The 13,879-nt window shown below is 60.9% G+C and carries 14 protein-coding genes; 9 read left to right on the top strand and 5 right to left on the bottom strand.

Annotated features, from left to right (window positions below; genetic code table 11):
- Nucleotides 1–83: 83 nt before the first annotated feature.
- The 3 genes from ACQ4W6_RS24935 (at nt 84) to ACQ4W6_RS24925 (ending at nt 1,824) form a co-directional block, all read left to right on the top strand.
- The gene (locus ACQ4W6_RS24935) at nt 84–347 is read left to right on the top strand and encodes a hypothetical protein (RefSeq protein ID WP_436569857.1); all 264 of its coding nucleotides are present in this window, start codon (nt 84–86) and stop codon (nt 345–347) included.
- Between the two features lie 382 nt (nt 348–729).
- Nucleotides 730–1,293 carry a GNAT family N-acetyltransferase gene (locus tag ACQ4W6_RS24930; protein ID WP_436569856.1) on the top strand — a complete coding sequence of 188 codons (564 nt, stop codon included), beginning with the start codon at nt 730–732 and terminating at the stop codon, nt 1,291–1,293.
- A gap of 30 nt (nt 1,294–1,323) precedes the next feature.
- Nucleotides 1,324–1,824 carry a DUF1993 domain-containing protein gene (locus ACQ4W6_RS24925; protein WP_436569855.1) on the top strand — a complete coding sequence of 167 codons (501 nt, stop codon included), beginning with the start codon at nt 1,324–1,326 and terminating at the stop codon, nt 1,822–1,824.
- Nucleotides 1,825–1,907: 83 nt separating this feature from the next.
- On the opposite strand, the gene ACQ4W6_RS24920 is transcribed toward ACQ4W6_RS24925, so the two are convergent.
- Nucleotides 1,908–2,879, bottom strand: a complete 972-nt coding sequence (locus ACQ4W6_RS24920) for a D-2-hydroxyacid dehydrogenase (protein WP_436569854.1) — start codon at nt 2,877–2,879, stop codon at nt 1,908–1,910.
- Entirely contained in the window at nt 2,876–3,838 is a 963-nt protein-coding gene (locus ACQ4W6_RS24915) for a LysR family transcriptional regulator (RefSeq protein ID WP_436569853.1), read from the bottom strand. The genes ACQ4W6_RS24920 and ACQ4W6_RS24915 overlap by 4 nt, the downstream gene beginning before the upstream one ends.
- Before the next feature lie 148 nt (nt 3,839–3,986).
- On the opposite strand from ACQ4W6_RS24915, the gene ACQ4W6_RS24910 reads away from it, so the two are divergent.
- The 6 genes from ACQ4W6_RS24910 to ACQ4W6_RS24885 all read left to right on the top strand — a co-directional run bounded on the left by ACQ4W6_RS24910 (nt 3,987) and on the right by ACQ4W6_RS24885 (nt 12,056).
- Nucleotides 3,987–4,199 carry a hypothetical protein gene (locus ACQ4W6_RS24910; RefSeq protein WP_436569852.1) on the top strand — a complete coding sequence of 71 codons (213 nt, stop codon included), beginning with the start codon at nt 3,987–3,989 and terminating at the stop codon, nt 4,197–4,199.
- Nucleotides 4,196–5,056: an alpha/beta hydrolase gene (locus ACQ4W6_RS24905; RefSeq protein WP_436569851.1), complete on the top strand. Its 861-nt coding sequence runs from the start codon at nt 4,196–4,198 to the stop codon at nt 5,054–5,056. The genes ACQ4W6_RS24910 and ACQ4W6_RS24905 overlap by 4 nt, the downstream gene beginning before the upstream one ends.
- A gap of 282 nt (nt 5,057–5,338) precedes the next feature.
- Nucleotides 5,339–6,592 carry an efflux RND transporter periplasmic adaptor subunit gene (locus tag ACQ4W6_RS24900; protein WP_436569850.1) on the top strand — a complete coding sequence of 418 codons (1,254 nt, stop codon included), beginning with the start codon at nt 5,339–5,341 and terminating at the stop codon, nt 6,590–6,592.
- Between the two features lie 2 nt (nt 6,593–6,594).
- Entirely contained in the window at nt 6,595–9,795 is a 3,201-nt protein-coding gene (locus ACQ4W6_RS24895; RefSeq protein WP_436569849.1) for an efflux RND transporter permease subunit, read from the top strand.
- Nucleotides 9,796–9,848: 53 nt separating this feature from the next.
- Nucleotides 9,849–11,312, top strand: a complete 1,464-nt coding sequence (locus ACQ4W6_RS24890) for an efflux transporter outer membrane subunit (protein ID WP_436569870.1) — start codon at nt 9,849–9,851, stop codon at nt 11,310–11,312.
- A 186-nt stretch (nt 11,313–11,498) separates the two neighbouring features.
- Complete coding sequence (locus ACQ4W6_RS24885; RefSeq protein WP_436569848.1) at nt 11,499–12,056, top strand: fasciclin domain-containing protein; 558 nt, start codon at nt 11,499–11,501, stop codon at nt 12,054–12,056.
- A gap of 54 nt (nt 12,057–12,110) precedes the next feature.
- Here the strand turns inward: ACQ4W6_RS24885 and ACQ4W6_RS24880 are convergent, their stop codons facing one another.
- The 3 genes from ACQ4W6_RS24880 to ACQ4W6_RS24870 all read right to left on the bottom strand — a co-directional run bounded on the left by ACQ4W6_RS24880 (nt 12,111) and on the right by ACQ4W6_RS24870 (nt 13,727).
- Nucleotides 12,111–12,368 (bottom strand): hypothetical protein, encoded by a 258-nt coding sequence (locus tag ACQ4W6_RS24880; RefSeq protein WP_436569847.1) that lies wholly within the window; start codon nt 12,366–12,368, stop codon nt 12,111–12,113.
- Between the two features lie 44 nt (nt 12,369–12,412).
- Nucleotides 12,413–12,736 (bottom strand): hypothetical protein, encoded by a 324-nt coding sequence (locus tag ACQ4W6_RS24875; protein ID WP_436569846.1) that lies wholly within the window; start codon nt 12,734–12,736, stop codon nt 12,413–12,415.
- A 121-nt stretch (nt 12,737–12,857) separates the two neighbouring features.
- The gene (locus ACQ4W6_RS24870) at nt 12,858–13,727 is read right to left on the bottom strand and encodes a DUF4401 domain-containing protein (protein ID WP_436569845.1); all 870 of its coding nucleotides are present in this window, start codon (nt 13,725–13,727) and stop codon (nt 12,858–12,860) included.
- Nucleotides 13,728–13,879: the final 152 nt, after the last annotated feature.

Genomic DNA, 13,879 nt, shown 5'->3' with positions numbered 1-13,879 from the left:
TACCCAATAGTTAAATTTTCACTACTTCCGATACTTGATTAAAGAAAATATTTCCTAAAGTGTAGAAAACTAAGTTATCTTTAATGCAAGGAGACATTTTTCTCTTTATTAATGAGGTGAAAATGCGCTCTATAAACGCTGATGTTGACATAGTAGCTACAGCAGCTAACCAAAATTTCGATTGTTTAAGGCAGGATGGTCTGACCGCGCAAAAAATCGACGTTGGTATCATTTTTCAAGAAATGCTAGGCACCGCGACTGCGGCCGCCTACTTGGCAAAAAACAAAGTCCCTATAAACTTAGCCCTCCGCGTACTGACACGAACCCGCCGCAAGGCAATGGGATAAGTGTCGTGGCTTTTATAGCTGAATTGCGGAAGGACGGGGGCGGGAACTGCCATTCCCACACGAACTCAGTTTTGAGCGCCGATGCTCAACCTGGCGATATCTGAGCCAACTCACTGTTGATTAGTTGTGGTTGCTTTAATGGCAATGCCAATTCCAACTCCACTTCCCGCCCAGTGTCCTGGTTAATGTAGAGATCATGTCCGAATGGCAGGCCCCGGCACGAAGGCCGGGGCGGCGGGCGCGGCCAGCAGCAGGAAAACACCATACTCACGGGCAAAGAATGGCATGCGGCTATCCTGTAAAGTGGATGGCTGGGGAAATCTTGCCATACGATTATAGTGGCATGGAATAATCGCCTGTTTGAACCGCTGATTGGAATTGCATGGCCTACACGAAAACCATTACCACTGAACGTTTGATCCTGCGCAAACCACAGCCATCGGATGAAACGGCCCAGTTCGCCATGCATTCCGATCCTGAAGTGATGCGTTATTTCAGCGAACCGGCTTGGACAGACCGCGCCCGCACCGCGCGCCAGATCGCCGACGACGCGGCGGCCTTCGAGAAAGAGGAGTTTTTCCGCTTCGCCATCGCCTTGCAGGAAACGGGAGAATACCTGGGCAGCTGCACCCTGTACGCGCTGCACAAGCAAAACCGGCGTGGCGAGATAGGCTATGCGCTGGGCCGCCAATACTGGGGCAAGGGCTATATGCACGAAGCGTTGACGGCGCTGATTGCATTCGCCTTTGTCGAGCGCGACTTGAACCGCCTGGAAGCCGATATCGACCCGCTCAACGCCAGCTCGGCCAGCGCCCTGGAGCGTCAGGGCTTCAAGCAGGAAGGCTTTTTGCCTGAACGCTGGATCGTCGGCGGCCAGGTCAGCGATTCCGCGCTATATGGCTTGCTCAGGCGCGAGTGGGAAGCGCGGCGCAAGGGCGCCGCGTGAGCTGGGAATAAATTTAATGAGAAAGAAAAGATGAGCATCGATCCGGTCAGCATTTTTTGCCACGCCCTGGGCCAGCTGTCGGCCATGCTGGACAAGCTCGATGCCCAGCCGCAGATATTAACGGCGCGCCTGCACCCGGACATGCTGCCGTTTGCCCAGCAGGTACGCGCGGCGGTGAGTTTTTCGCTGCGCGGCTGTTGTCCGCTGGCTGGGCGGGGCGTCGTCAGCTTCAGCGACGCCGCCAGCCTGCAGGAACAGATCGCGCATACGTTGCGCTACCTCAAGGCCATTCCCACACAGCGCTTTATGGGCGCGCCAGAACGCATCTGCCGCGACCGCGCCGGCTTTGCCGATATCGCCCTGCCGGCCGATGAATACCTGCATCTGTACATCCTGCCGAATTTTTACTTTCACTTCAGCATGGCCTATGCGATTGCGCGCAGCCATGGTGCCGCCATAGGCAAGGGCGATTTCGATGGCTACCACGCGTACGCGCCGGGGTTTTCTTTCGAAGCGCCGGCTTCGGCATAAGCGGTCCGGCCATGCCGGAAATAGTCCTGTCTTCGCCCAGGCATGGCGCGGCAGCGCGTCACGCGTACTCAATGCGTCGGCGCTTACGCCACCACATTCGTCGGCGCGCCCCGTTCAAACGCTTCCACGTTGCCGATCAGCATGTCAGCCAGTATCTGCATGGCTTCACCGCTGGCCCAGGCCGTGTGGGGCGTGAGGATGAAGTTGGGCAGGCGCAAATTCAACAGCGGGTTGTCCGGCAGCGGCGGCTCCTTGCTCAATACGTCGAAACCGGCGCCGGCGATCACGCCGTTGGTCAACGCTGCTGCCAGCGCCGCTTCGTCGACCAGGCCACCGCGCGCCGTGTTGATCAGGAGCGACGTCGGCTGCATGCGTGCCAGCTCGTTTGCGCCGATGATGTTGCGGGTCTTGTCGGTCAGGGGCAGGTGCAGGCTCAGGACGTCGGAGGTGGCCAGCAGTGCGTCAAAACTCACTTCCGTCACGCCGTCTTCGGTGATGGGCGAACGGTTGTGCACCTGCACCTGCATGCCGAAGGCGCGCCCCAGCTGGGCCACCGCCTTGCCAAGCGCGCCATAGCCGAGCAGGCCCAGACGGCTGCCGGCCAGGTCACGGATCGGGTGGCCGAACAGGCAGAAGCGCTCGGACGCTTGCCACAGGCCCGCTTCCACATCAAAGCGGTAGGCGATCAACTGGCGCCGCAGGGCCAGCGTCAAAGCAAGGGTGTGTTCAGGCACGGTGGCGCGCGCGTAGTCGCGGATGTTGGCAACAACAATGCCCCGCTCGCGGCAGGCGGCCAGGTCGAGGATATCCGTGCCGGTGGCGGCCACGGCGATCATTTTCAGCTCGGGCAGCTGCGCCAGTTCGGCCGCGCGCAGCGGCACCTTGTTGGTGATGGCGATCGTGGCGCCTTGCAGGCGGGCAACGGTCTGTTCGCTGCCTTGCGTGTGCGGATACTCTTCCCAGCTGTGCGCAAAGGCGGGCGGGCGCACCTTGGCGATCAGGCTGTCGCGGTCGAGAAAGACGATGTGGTGGGGCGTTGTGCTGGCTGCGGTCATGGCTGTGCCTCGGTCAGGTTGGCACGCGCGCTCGGGAGACTGCTCTTGCCCTTGAGCTGCGTGGCGGGGTGGTTGGTAAACATGTCAGCGACCCATTCGACAAACACGCGCACCTTGGCCGACAGGTGGCGGTTGGGCGGATAGATCACGTGGATGGGCAGCGGGTCGGATTCCCATTCGTCGAGTAATTCCACCATTTTGCCCTGTTCCAGCAGCGGCGCAAGCATGAAAGGCGTCATTTGCACGATGCCCAGGCCGGCCAGGCCGGCGGCCACGTAGGCGTTCGAGTCGTTCAGGGCAATATGGCTGGGCATGGCCATCTGGATGCGTTCGCCGTCGCGCGTGAAATCCCATTCAAACGTCTTGCCTGTCTTGGAGGAGAAAAAATTCACGCCCCGGTGCCGGGCCAGGTCGTTCGGATGCACGGGCGTGCCGTGCTGCGCCAGGTAGCCGGGCGAGGCGCAGGTCATGAAATGGAGCACGCCGATCCGGCGCGCGATCAGGTTCAGGTCGCCCAGTTCGCCGCCGCGCACGGCGCAGTCGACGCCTTCCTCGATCAGGTCGACGGGGCGGTCACTGCTGCCCAGTTCGAGCACGATGTCCGGGTAGCGCGCGAAAAAGTCGGGCAGGGCAGGGATGATCAATTCGCTGGATAGGGCCGTGGGCGCGTCCACGCGCAGGCGCCCGCTGGGGCTCAGGCGCGTGCGCGACAGCGATTCTTCCGCCTCGCGCACGTCCGACAGGATGCGCACGCAGCGTTCGTAATAAGCGGCGCCATCGGAAGTGATGCTGACGTGGCGCGTGGTGCGGTTCAGCAATTTAACCGACAGGCTCGCTTCGAGCGACTGGATCAGGGTCGACACGGTGGCTTTCGGCAACTGCATGTTTTCCGCCGCGCGCGTAAAACCGCCCGCGTCGACGACCTGGATGAAAACTTCCATGGCTTGCAGCTTGTTCACTTGATTCCTTATCACGTTATGCGCGATTATTCAGAATCCTGAACAATCAATTCGTCATTGCACTATTTATCAGATTGTAAAACAAGTCTATAGTTGTTGTATTGCAGCATAAATGTGATGCCGCAGGAAGTACAACAGGAGAAACATCATGGGTCATCGAAATGGACACTTTGCAGTACCCGCACTGGTTGCGGTGGTGCTCGCTCTGGCCGCGATGGTATCGACGGATGCCTACTCACTGGCGGCGCAAAGCGAAGCCAGTGCTTATAGCGCCCTGACCCATGAAGTTGGCGGCGCCACCCTGTTGTGCCTGAACGACACCGTGCTCGATGCTGCGCTGCAGCCGGTGGTGGCGCAATGAGTTTTGCCGATACCGCGGCCGAGCTTGCCCCAGGGCAAGCGCTGAAGATACGCGATATTCAAGTGCAGGGTGCGCAAGACGCACTCGCTGCGCGCATCTACACGGCCGGCGTGCCGGGCGCCAGGCAGCCTAGCCTGATCGTCTTCTTCCATGGCGGCGGCTTTGTCGACGGCGACCTCGACGATGCGGACGACTTCCTGCGCTGCCTGGTGCTGAGCAACCCTGACCACGTGGTGCTGGCCTCGAACTACACCCTGGCGAAGGTGCGGCCATTTCCCGCCGCCGTGGAAGACGCGCATGCCGTCTTGCTGTGGGCGAAAAAGAACAAGTCCAAGCTGGGTTGGACGGGCAAGCAGATGGTGGTGTCGGGCATCGAAGCGGGCGCCAATCTGGCTGCCGTGTGCGCCATGATGTCGCGCGACCGGGGCGGACCGCCCCTTGCGGGGCAGGTGCTGATCATGCCCATGCTCGATCCCGGCCTGTCGTCGTGCTCGATGCGTACCTTGCCAACGTGCCCGGACCTGGTGGAAGTGGCTGATCAATGCGCCGCCGCCTACCGTGGTTACCTGCCGAATGCCGCTGACCGTAGCCATCCGTACGCGTCGCCATTGCAATCGAGCCGCTTGAAGAACCTGCCGCCGGCGCTCATCCTGTCCAGTGAAGATGACCCATTGCGCGATGAGGCTGAACAATACGGCAGCAAACTGATTGCCTGCGGCATCAAGACCACTGTGCGGCGCATGCCGGCGGCGCCGCTGCAAGATGCCAGCGCCCGCAATGAATGCGCCTGCAAGGTGCAAGTACTGAGTGAAATCGCCAGCTTTATCGCTGCACTGGGCCAGGAGCCCGAGTCATGACGCCGCTTCGCGTGGCGCCATAAAAATTTACACTAACCAGTTTACTTTTTGAGTTTCGGTTGTTACACTACTGAGTGTAGTTTCGCATTGTAACTCCCTTTCTGTCTGCGTTGTGCGCTCGCACAGCCAGCTTTGCCGTCCCCGTCTGCTTTTTGTTAGCTGGCGGCCTGTTTACCTTTGACCGAGCGCCGTCGGGCGCCATGGCACCACTATTCACTTTTTAAGCTGGGTTGCTTCCTGCCGCCCATACCATTAGAAATTTTCATAAAACAGGGAAATAAAATGAAAAACGTTCAACAATTTTCCACCTTGGGAACATTACTCAAGCCCCTGGCCGCCTCTCTCGCGCTGGCCGGACTGGTGGCCGTGAGCCTGGCCGGATGCGATACGGCCAATAGCAAGGTGCCCGACGCGCCAGCGGCCGGCGGCCCGCCCATTTCGGCCGCCGCCGTGGTGGAAAAGCAGATCACGGAAACGCAGGAATTCTCGGGACGCCTGGAAGCGATCGAGCGCGTGGAAATCCGTTCGCGTGTGGGCGGCTTCATTTCCTCCGTCAACTTCAAGCCTGGCAGCGAAGTGAAAAAGGGCGATGTGCTGTTCGTCATCGACCCGCGTCCATTCCAGGCCGAAGTGTCGCGTGCCGAAGGCACGGCTGCCTCGGCCCGCGCCAAGGCCGAACTGGCCAAGCTGGAACTGTCGCGCGCTGAAAAGCTGCTGGCCGAAAAAGCCATCGCCCAGCGCGAATTCGATGAAAAAGCCTCGGGCTTGAAAGAGCTGGACGCGAATGCCCGCTCGGCGCAAGCGGCGTATGAAGCGGCCAGGCTGAACCTGTCCTACACGCAGGTGCAGGCACCGATCAGCGGGCGTGTCAGCAAGGCGGAAATCACCGTCGGCAACCTGATCGACGCTTCCTCCATCCTCACCTCTGTGGTATCGACGGACCGCATCTACGCCAGCTTCGACGGCGATGAAGATACCTATCTGCGCGTAGCCGGCACGGCGCAAAAGGGCACGCCCGTCACCGTCAAGGTGGGCCTGGCCAACGAAACGGGCTTCCCGCATGAAGGCAAGCTCGAATTCGTCGACAACCAGCTCGACCCGGCCACGGGCAGCGTGCGCATGCGCGCCACGTTTGCCAACACCGACCGCCAGCTGGTGCCAGGCCTGTTCGCGCGCATTTTGCTCGATGGCGGCAACGGCCCGCAGGCGCAAAGCACGGCGCTGTTGATCAGCGACCGCGCCGTCGGCACGGATCAAAGCCGCAAATACGTCTACGTGGTGGGCCTTGATAACAAGGCCGAATACCGCGCCGTCAAGCTTGGCCCGAATTCGGATGGCTTGCGCGTGGTGCGCGAAGGCTTGAAGGCGGGCGAAAAAGTGGTCGTCAACGGTTTGCAGCGCGTGCGCCCCGGTGCCCCGGTGACGCCGCAGATGGTGGCCATGGATTTCGACCCGAGCGCGCCGGTCGCCCCCGCAAAACCTGAAGTCAAAGACGCCAGGATCGCCGCGAAAGCAGCATCGACCATCAAGGAATAAACATGAACTTTTCCCGCTTTTTCATCGACAAGCCGATTTTCGCGGCGGTGCTGTCGATTGTCATATTCGTGGCCGGGCTGCTGTCGATTTTCGGCTTGCCCATCTCCGAGTATCCCGACGTCGTGCCGCCGTCCGTGGTGGTGCGCGCGCAGTATCCGGGCGCCAACCCGAAAGTGATCGCCGAAACGGTGGCAGCGCCGCTCGAAGAGCAGATCAACGGCGTCGAGAACATGCTCTACATGTCCTCGCAGAACACCTCCGACGGCGCAATGATGCTGACCGTGACCTTCAAGATCGGCACCAACGTCGAGCAGGCCGAGACGCAGGTGCAAAACCGCGTGCAGCGCGCCTTGCCGCGCCTGCCCGAGGAAGTGCGCCAGATTGGCGTGACGACAGTTAAATCGTCGCCCAACCTGACCATGGTGGTGCACTTGGTCTCGCCGAACAAGCGCTATGACGACATGTATCTGCGTAACTACGCGGTGCTGAACGTCAAGGATCAATTGGCCCGTTTGCCCGGCATGGGCGATATCCAGATCTTTGGCGCCGGCGACTACGCCATGCGCATCTGGCTCGACCCGCAAAAAGTGGCGGCGCGCGGCATGACGGCCAATGACGTCGTCGAAGCCATCCGCGAGCAGAACGTGCAGGTGGCCGCCGGCGTGATCGGCGCCTCGCCAGCGAAGAACTCGGACTTCCAGCTGACCGTCAATACCCAGGGCCGTCTGCAAACGCCCGAGCAATTTGGCGCCATCATCGTGCGCACCAATGCCGACGGCGCCGTGACGCACCTGAAGGATGTGGCGCGCGTGGAAATGGGCGCCAACAGCTACTCTCTGCGTTCGCTGCTGAATAATAATCCGGCCGTCGGCATGGGTATTTTCGAAGCACCGAATGCCAACGCGCTGCAATTGTCTTCCGACGTGCGTGCCAAGATGGACGAACTGAAAAAGGACTTCCCGCAAGGCGTGGAGTACCGCATCGAGTATGACCCGACGCAGTTCGTGCGCTCTTCGATCGAAGCGGTGATCCACACCCTGTTAGAGGCCATCGCCCTGGTGGTGCTGGTGGTGATCATCTTCCTGCAAACCTGGCGCGCGTCCATCATTCCGCTGCTGGCCGTCCCCGTCTCCATCGTCGGCACGTTTGCCGTGATGCTGGGCTTTGGCTTCTCGATCAACACCCTGTCGCTGTTTGGCCTGGTGCTGGCCATCGGTATCGTCGTCGATGATGCCATCGTGGTGGTGGAAAACGTCGAGCGCAATATCGAAGAAGGACTGTCGCCGCGTGACGCCACCATCCAGGCCATGAAAGAGGTCAGCGGTCCTATCGTCGCCATCGCCCTGGTGCTGTGCGCCGTGTTCGTGCCGATCGCCTTCGTACCCGGCCTGTCGGGCGAGTTCTACCGCCAGTTCGCGCTGACGATCGCCATTTCGACGGTGATCTCCGCTTTCAGCTCGCTGACCCTGGCTCCCGCCCTGTCGGCCGCGCTGCTGCGTCCGCACGATGCGCCGAAAGACGCGCTGACACGCGGCATGGACAAGGTCTTCGGCCGCTTCTTCGCCTGGTTCAACCGCTTCTTTGGCCGCGCTTCGCACCGCTATGAAGCGGGCGTCAAGGGCGTGCTGGGCCGCAAGAGCGCGTCGCTGGGCGTGTATGCGCTGCTGGTCGTTGCCGCCATCTTCACCTTCAAGTCCGTGCCGGCCGGCTTCGTGCCAGCGCAGGACAAGCAATATCTGGTGGGCTTTGCGCAATTGCCCGATGCTGCCTCGCTGGACCGCACGGAAGATGTCGTGCGCCGCATGTCCGACGTCATCAAGTCGGTGCCTGGCGTCGAATCGACCATCGCCTTCCCTGGCCTGTCGATCAACGACTTTACCAATGCGCCAAACGCCGGCATCGTGTTCGCCACCCTGAAGCCGTTCGACGAGCGCACCAGCAAGGAATTGTCGGGCGGCGCCATCGCGGCCGAGATCAACAAGCGCCTGGGCAGTATCCAGGACGCCTTCATCATGGTCTTCCCGCCACCGCCGGTCAACGGCCTCGGTACCATCGGCGGCTTCAAGATGATGATCGAAGACCGTGGCAACCTCGGTTACGACGCGCTGTACAACGCCACCCAGGCGCTCGCTGCCAAGGCTTACCAGACGCCGGAACTGGCGGGCGTGTTCTCGGGCTACCAGATCAACGTGCCGCAGCTGTTTGCCGACGTGGACCGCGTGAAAGCCAAGCAGATGGGCGTGCAGCTGCAAACGATTTACCAGACCTTGCAGATCAATCTGGGTTCGCTGTACGTGAACGACTTCAATCAGTTTGGCCGTACCTACCAGGTGCGCGTGCAGGCCGATGCCGAGTTCCGTTCACATGCCCAGGATATCGCGCAGCTGAAGGTGCGCAATGACAAAGGCGAAATGATCCCGCTGTCGTCGTTGATGCGCGTCAAGGACAGTTACGGTCCGGACCGCGTGCAGCGCTACAACGCCTATGCCGCAGCCGATTTCAACGGCGGCGCAGCACCTGGCGTATCGAGTGGCCAGGCGCAGGCTGCGCTCGAACGCATCGCCAAGGAAGTGCTGCCGCAGGGGATCGCGTATGAATGGACGGAGCTGACCTACCAGGACATCTTGTCCGGCAATACGATGATCTATGTCTTCCCGCTGTGCGTGCTGCTGGTATTCCTGGTGCTCGCCGCCCAGTACGAAAGCTGGACCTTGCCGCTGGCTGTGATCCTGATCGTGCCGATGTCCATCCTCTGCGCGCTCCTGGGCGTCAAATTGACCGGTGGCGACAACAATGTGTTTACCCAGATCGCGCTGTTCGTGCTGGTGGGGCTGGCGTCGAAAAATGCGATTCTGATCGTGGAATTTGCGCGTGAACTGGAAGACCATGGCCGCAGCGTGGTGCAAGCGGCGCTGGAAGCGTGCCGTCTGCGTCTGCGTCCGATCCTGATGACGTCGATCGCCTTCATCATGGGCGTCGTGCCCCTGGTGTTCTCGCACGGCGCCGGTTCGGAAATGCGCCATGCGATGGGCGTGGCGGTGTTCGCCGGCATGCTGGGCGTGACTTTCTTCGGCCTGTTCCTGACGCCTGTGTTCTATGTATTGCTGCGCACCCTGGCGCAGCGTTTTGAGAAAAAGCCAGCCGTTGCTGTCGCCAAGCGTCCCGCCGCGCCAGCGCTGGACCTGGAAGGAGATATATATTGAAAACCATTGCAAATATACGGGTAACTGCGCCCCTGCGCACGGCCTTGACCGCCATGGCCGCAGCCGTGCTGCTGGCCGCATGCGCGGCACCGGAGTTCAAGCAACCGCAAATCGACACGCCGGTGGCGTTCAAGGAAGCACAAGGCGAGGTTCAAACGCGGCCTGCCGTGCAGACGGCGGCCGACGGTACGCGCTGGCAGCAAGCCCAGGTTGCCACAGCGGAACGCCAGGCGCGCGGCGAATGGTGGCTGGCGTTTAACGATCCAGCCCTCACTGGCCTGATCGGCGAGGCGACGCAAGCGAACGCCAACCTGGCCGTCGCCGCCGCCCGCGTCAAGCAGGCGAGGGCGATTGCCGGCATCGCCGAAGCGGACCGCATTCCGCAAGTGGGCGTGAATGTGGGCGGCCAGCGCAACCGCGCATCAAGCCTTTCGCTGGGCTTGCCCAGTGGCGCACCGGTCGCCGCCGGCAATGTCTACCAGGCCAACCTGACGGCCAGCTACGAAGTCGATTTGTTCGGCCGCGTGGCGTCCAATGTCAGCGCCTCGCGCAGCGATGCCCTGGCGGTGGAAGCGACCTACCGTTCGGTGCTGCTGTCCCTGCAGGCTGATGTAGCGCAAACCTATTTCCGTCTGCGCGCCACGGATGCGGAACTGGCGACCCTGGAGCAAACGGTGCGGCTGCGCGAGGAAAGCGTGCATGTCAACCAGCGCCGTTATGACCTGGGCGACATCGGCGAATTCGATCTGTCGCGTGCCCGCACGGAGCTGTCGACGGCGCGCGCCGAAGCCATCGGCCTGCAGCGCCAGCGCACGACGAACGAGCATGCGCTGGCCGTCTTGCTGGGCAAACCGGCCGCCAGCTTCACGGCGGACGTCAACCCATTGCTCGATAGCGCGTTTCTTCCCGTGATCCCGGCCGGCATGCCGTCGTCGTTGCTGGAACGTCGTCCCGATATCGCCTCGGCGCAGCGCACCATGGAAGCGTCGAATGCGCGTATCGGCGTGGCCAAGTCGGCCATGTTCCCCGCGTTAACACTGAATGCTGCCGGTGGCGGCGCGTCCGATACTTTCTCGGACATCTTCAAGTGGAGCAGCCGCTCCTGGCTGCTGGGCGCCCTGATGTCGATGCCGATCATCGATGGTGGCCGCAACAAGGCGGCCATCACCCGCAGCGAAGCGCAGCTGGAAGAATCGGTGGCGACGTATCGCCAGAGCGTGCTGGTGGCGTTTTCTGAGGTGGAAGACAACCTGGCCGGCTTGCGCATCCTGTCGGGCCAGACGCAGCAGATCGACGACGCCGTCGTCTCGGCGCGCCGTTCGGCCGACCTGGCGCAAAAGCTGTACGAGGCGGGCCGTTCCAGCTACCTGGACCTGCTCGACGCGCAGCGCAACCTGGCGACCATCGAGCGCAACGCCGTGCAACTGCGCGGCAACCGCGCCGTCACCACCGTGGCGCTGATCCGCGCCCTGGGCGGCGGCTGGGGCGAGAGCGGGCCGCAGGTGGTGGCCAACTGATTTCCGGTACTGCGGGCTGGAGCATCCCGGCCCGCAGCGAGGAAATACTAGCGAGAACGGCGGCGTGCTTTGCACGGCGCCGTTTTTTGTTTTCAGCGAATTGAATCCGTTTGTGGAAAGGCCGCGTAAGTATTCCTGCAATCACGCATCGCAGTCCGCAGTTCACAACCATTGAGGAGATTCATCATGCGTACCTTCATTCCCGCAGCACTGTTTGTTACATCCATGCTGGCCGCCAGCGCCCCTTTTGCCGCCGACATGACGACCATGGTGGGCGGACAGAGCATGTATCCCAGCAAGGATATCGTCGATAACGCCGTCAATTCGGCCGACCACACCACTCTGGTGGCCGCCGTCAAGGCTGCCGGCCTGGTCGAGACGCTGAAAGGCAAGGGGCCATTTACCGTGTTTGCGCCGACGAATGCGGCGTTTGGCAAATTGCCGGCCGGCACGGTCGAGACCCTGGTGAAGCCGGAAAGCAAGGCGACACTGACGAAAATCCTCACCTACCACGTGGTGCCCGGCAAATATGACTTCAAGGCCTTGGCCAAGGAGATCAAGATGCATGACGGCAAGGCGACCCTGCCAACGGCAAGCGGCGGCAAGCTGATGTTCGCCATGAATGGCATGCACAACATCGTGGTGATGGATGAAAGCGGCAATAGCGCCAACATCAGCACCTATGATGTAGTTCAATCCAATGGCGTGATCAATGTCATCGACACGGTCTTGATGCCGAAATAAGCGGACGAAAAAAAAGACAGGAAATCCCTGTCTTTCTTGTTGCAACGGCGCTGCTTACTTCGCTGGCGCTGGTGCCGGTTCTGCAGCGGCAGCAGGCGCTGCCTTCTCTGCCGGTGCGGCTTTTTTCGCCTTGTGGTGCTTGGCTTTCTTGTGCGCGGCTGGCTTGACGGCGGCTGCTGGCGCTTCGGCCTTGGCCACTGGAGCGACGACAGGAACCGGTGCCACGGGAGCGACTGGCGCGACGGCTGGCGCCTGGGCAAAAGCGGCGGTGGCGAACAGGCTGGCGATCAGGGTAGCGATAATTTTTGTCATGATGAAATCCTGGGAGTTGGGCAAGTCAATACAGTCAGAGGGAATTACTTCGCTGGCGCAGCTTCAGCGGTGGCCGACGCCAGTTTTGCATCTGCCTTGGCTTTGGCTTTTTTCGCTGCGTGGTGGGCTTTGGTTTTTGTCGCGGTAGCTTCCGTCTTGGCGCTGGCCACGTCCGTTTTTGCGGCGACGACAGCTTTCGCTTCTTTCGCGTCGGCTTTCACGACGGCGTGCGCTTCCTTGGCGTCCGCTTTCACGACGGCCTTGGTGTGGGTCGCTTCTGCCTTGGCGGGAACCGAGGCTGCTGGCGTTTGAGCAAAGGCGGCGGTGGCGAACAGGCCGGCGATCAGGGTAGCGATTACTTTTTTCATGGTGCAGTCCTCAGTGGTGGTTTGTCTAGTGTTGCTTGATGTGCCGGGATGATTCCCGTGTCACTGAGCATAGAACGCGCCCCAGGATGCCGGCGTTGACTGCCATTACAAACGCTTACAACTACCGTGACTCTGCAGGCAAAATGGCTTTCAGTAGGTCTTCCGAGCGGCGCTGCCCATCGCCCTTGCCATACGCGCTCGACGCCACGCTGACCACCATGCGGCGTACGGGAATCACATAGATCTTGTTGGCGTCATTGCCCGAGGCGAAGAACATGAGGACGCCTATCCAGCCCGTGTTATCCATGATGGCACTCATCAGGAAAACCATTCCCGACCAAAGACAGAAACCAGCCAGCATGCAAAGTGTGCAGCCTGACGAGATGGCGGCGAGCACGCAGGCCGTCCGTTGGCTGCCTGTTTTGTTAAAGACTGCACACTGTAAATACGTTAGAAACAGCCAGATTGCCAATGCAGTGAGGCCGGCATCGAACAAGATGCCCGAGGCGAGGCAGTGGTCATGCAACCAGCCGACGCTGTGCGGTAATTGTGCAAGTATCACCAGGGCGCAGGCGGGCACGGCAAGCAGGGTGCGCAGCCATGTGATGGGCAGCAGGACGGCCATGGTTGCCACGATCAGCGCCAGCAAGGCAGCGGCCACGTTCATGTCCAGGTCGCGGAACAAGGAAAAGCCAAGCAGCAGCAAGCCAGCGATGATCGCTGATACGGCAAACTGCTGGATGAAGAAGTAGTGCTTCAAGCTGTGCCCCCCAGCACGGTGCAAGCCAGGATCAGGGGGGGCGGCGACATAGCAGGTCTGCCCTTCGACCACGCGATGTTGCGCATACAAGGCCGTAGAGGGGCGCCAGCGAATGACGTAGGCTTTGTAGTAATCGATGAGATGAAGGCTGGCGTGACATGTCTGATGCCGAACCTGGCCTGGCGATGATTTCTTGCGCCCGAACAGGAGTTGGGCAAATAACGTGCGCACTCGAAAACATTGTCAAAAAAAAGACAGCCGAAGCTGTAATGCCGTTCACTTAAGCAGGTTTTCGTAGAACGCGAGTAGCATAGCGCTGTGGTTTTGCCTTAACGGCCCGGTCGAATTTTCGATCGGGCCGTTCGTCATTCAGAAGGCTAACC

The organism is Janthinobacterium woesei (genome assembly GCF_051380875.1).
GTDB lineage: Bacteria > Pseudomonadota > Gammaproteobacteria > Burkholderiales > Burkholderiaceae_D > Janthinobacterium.
This window is presented reverse-complemented; position numbering and strand designations above follow the sequence as displayed.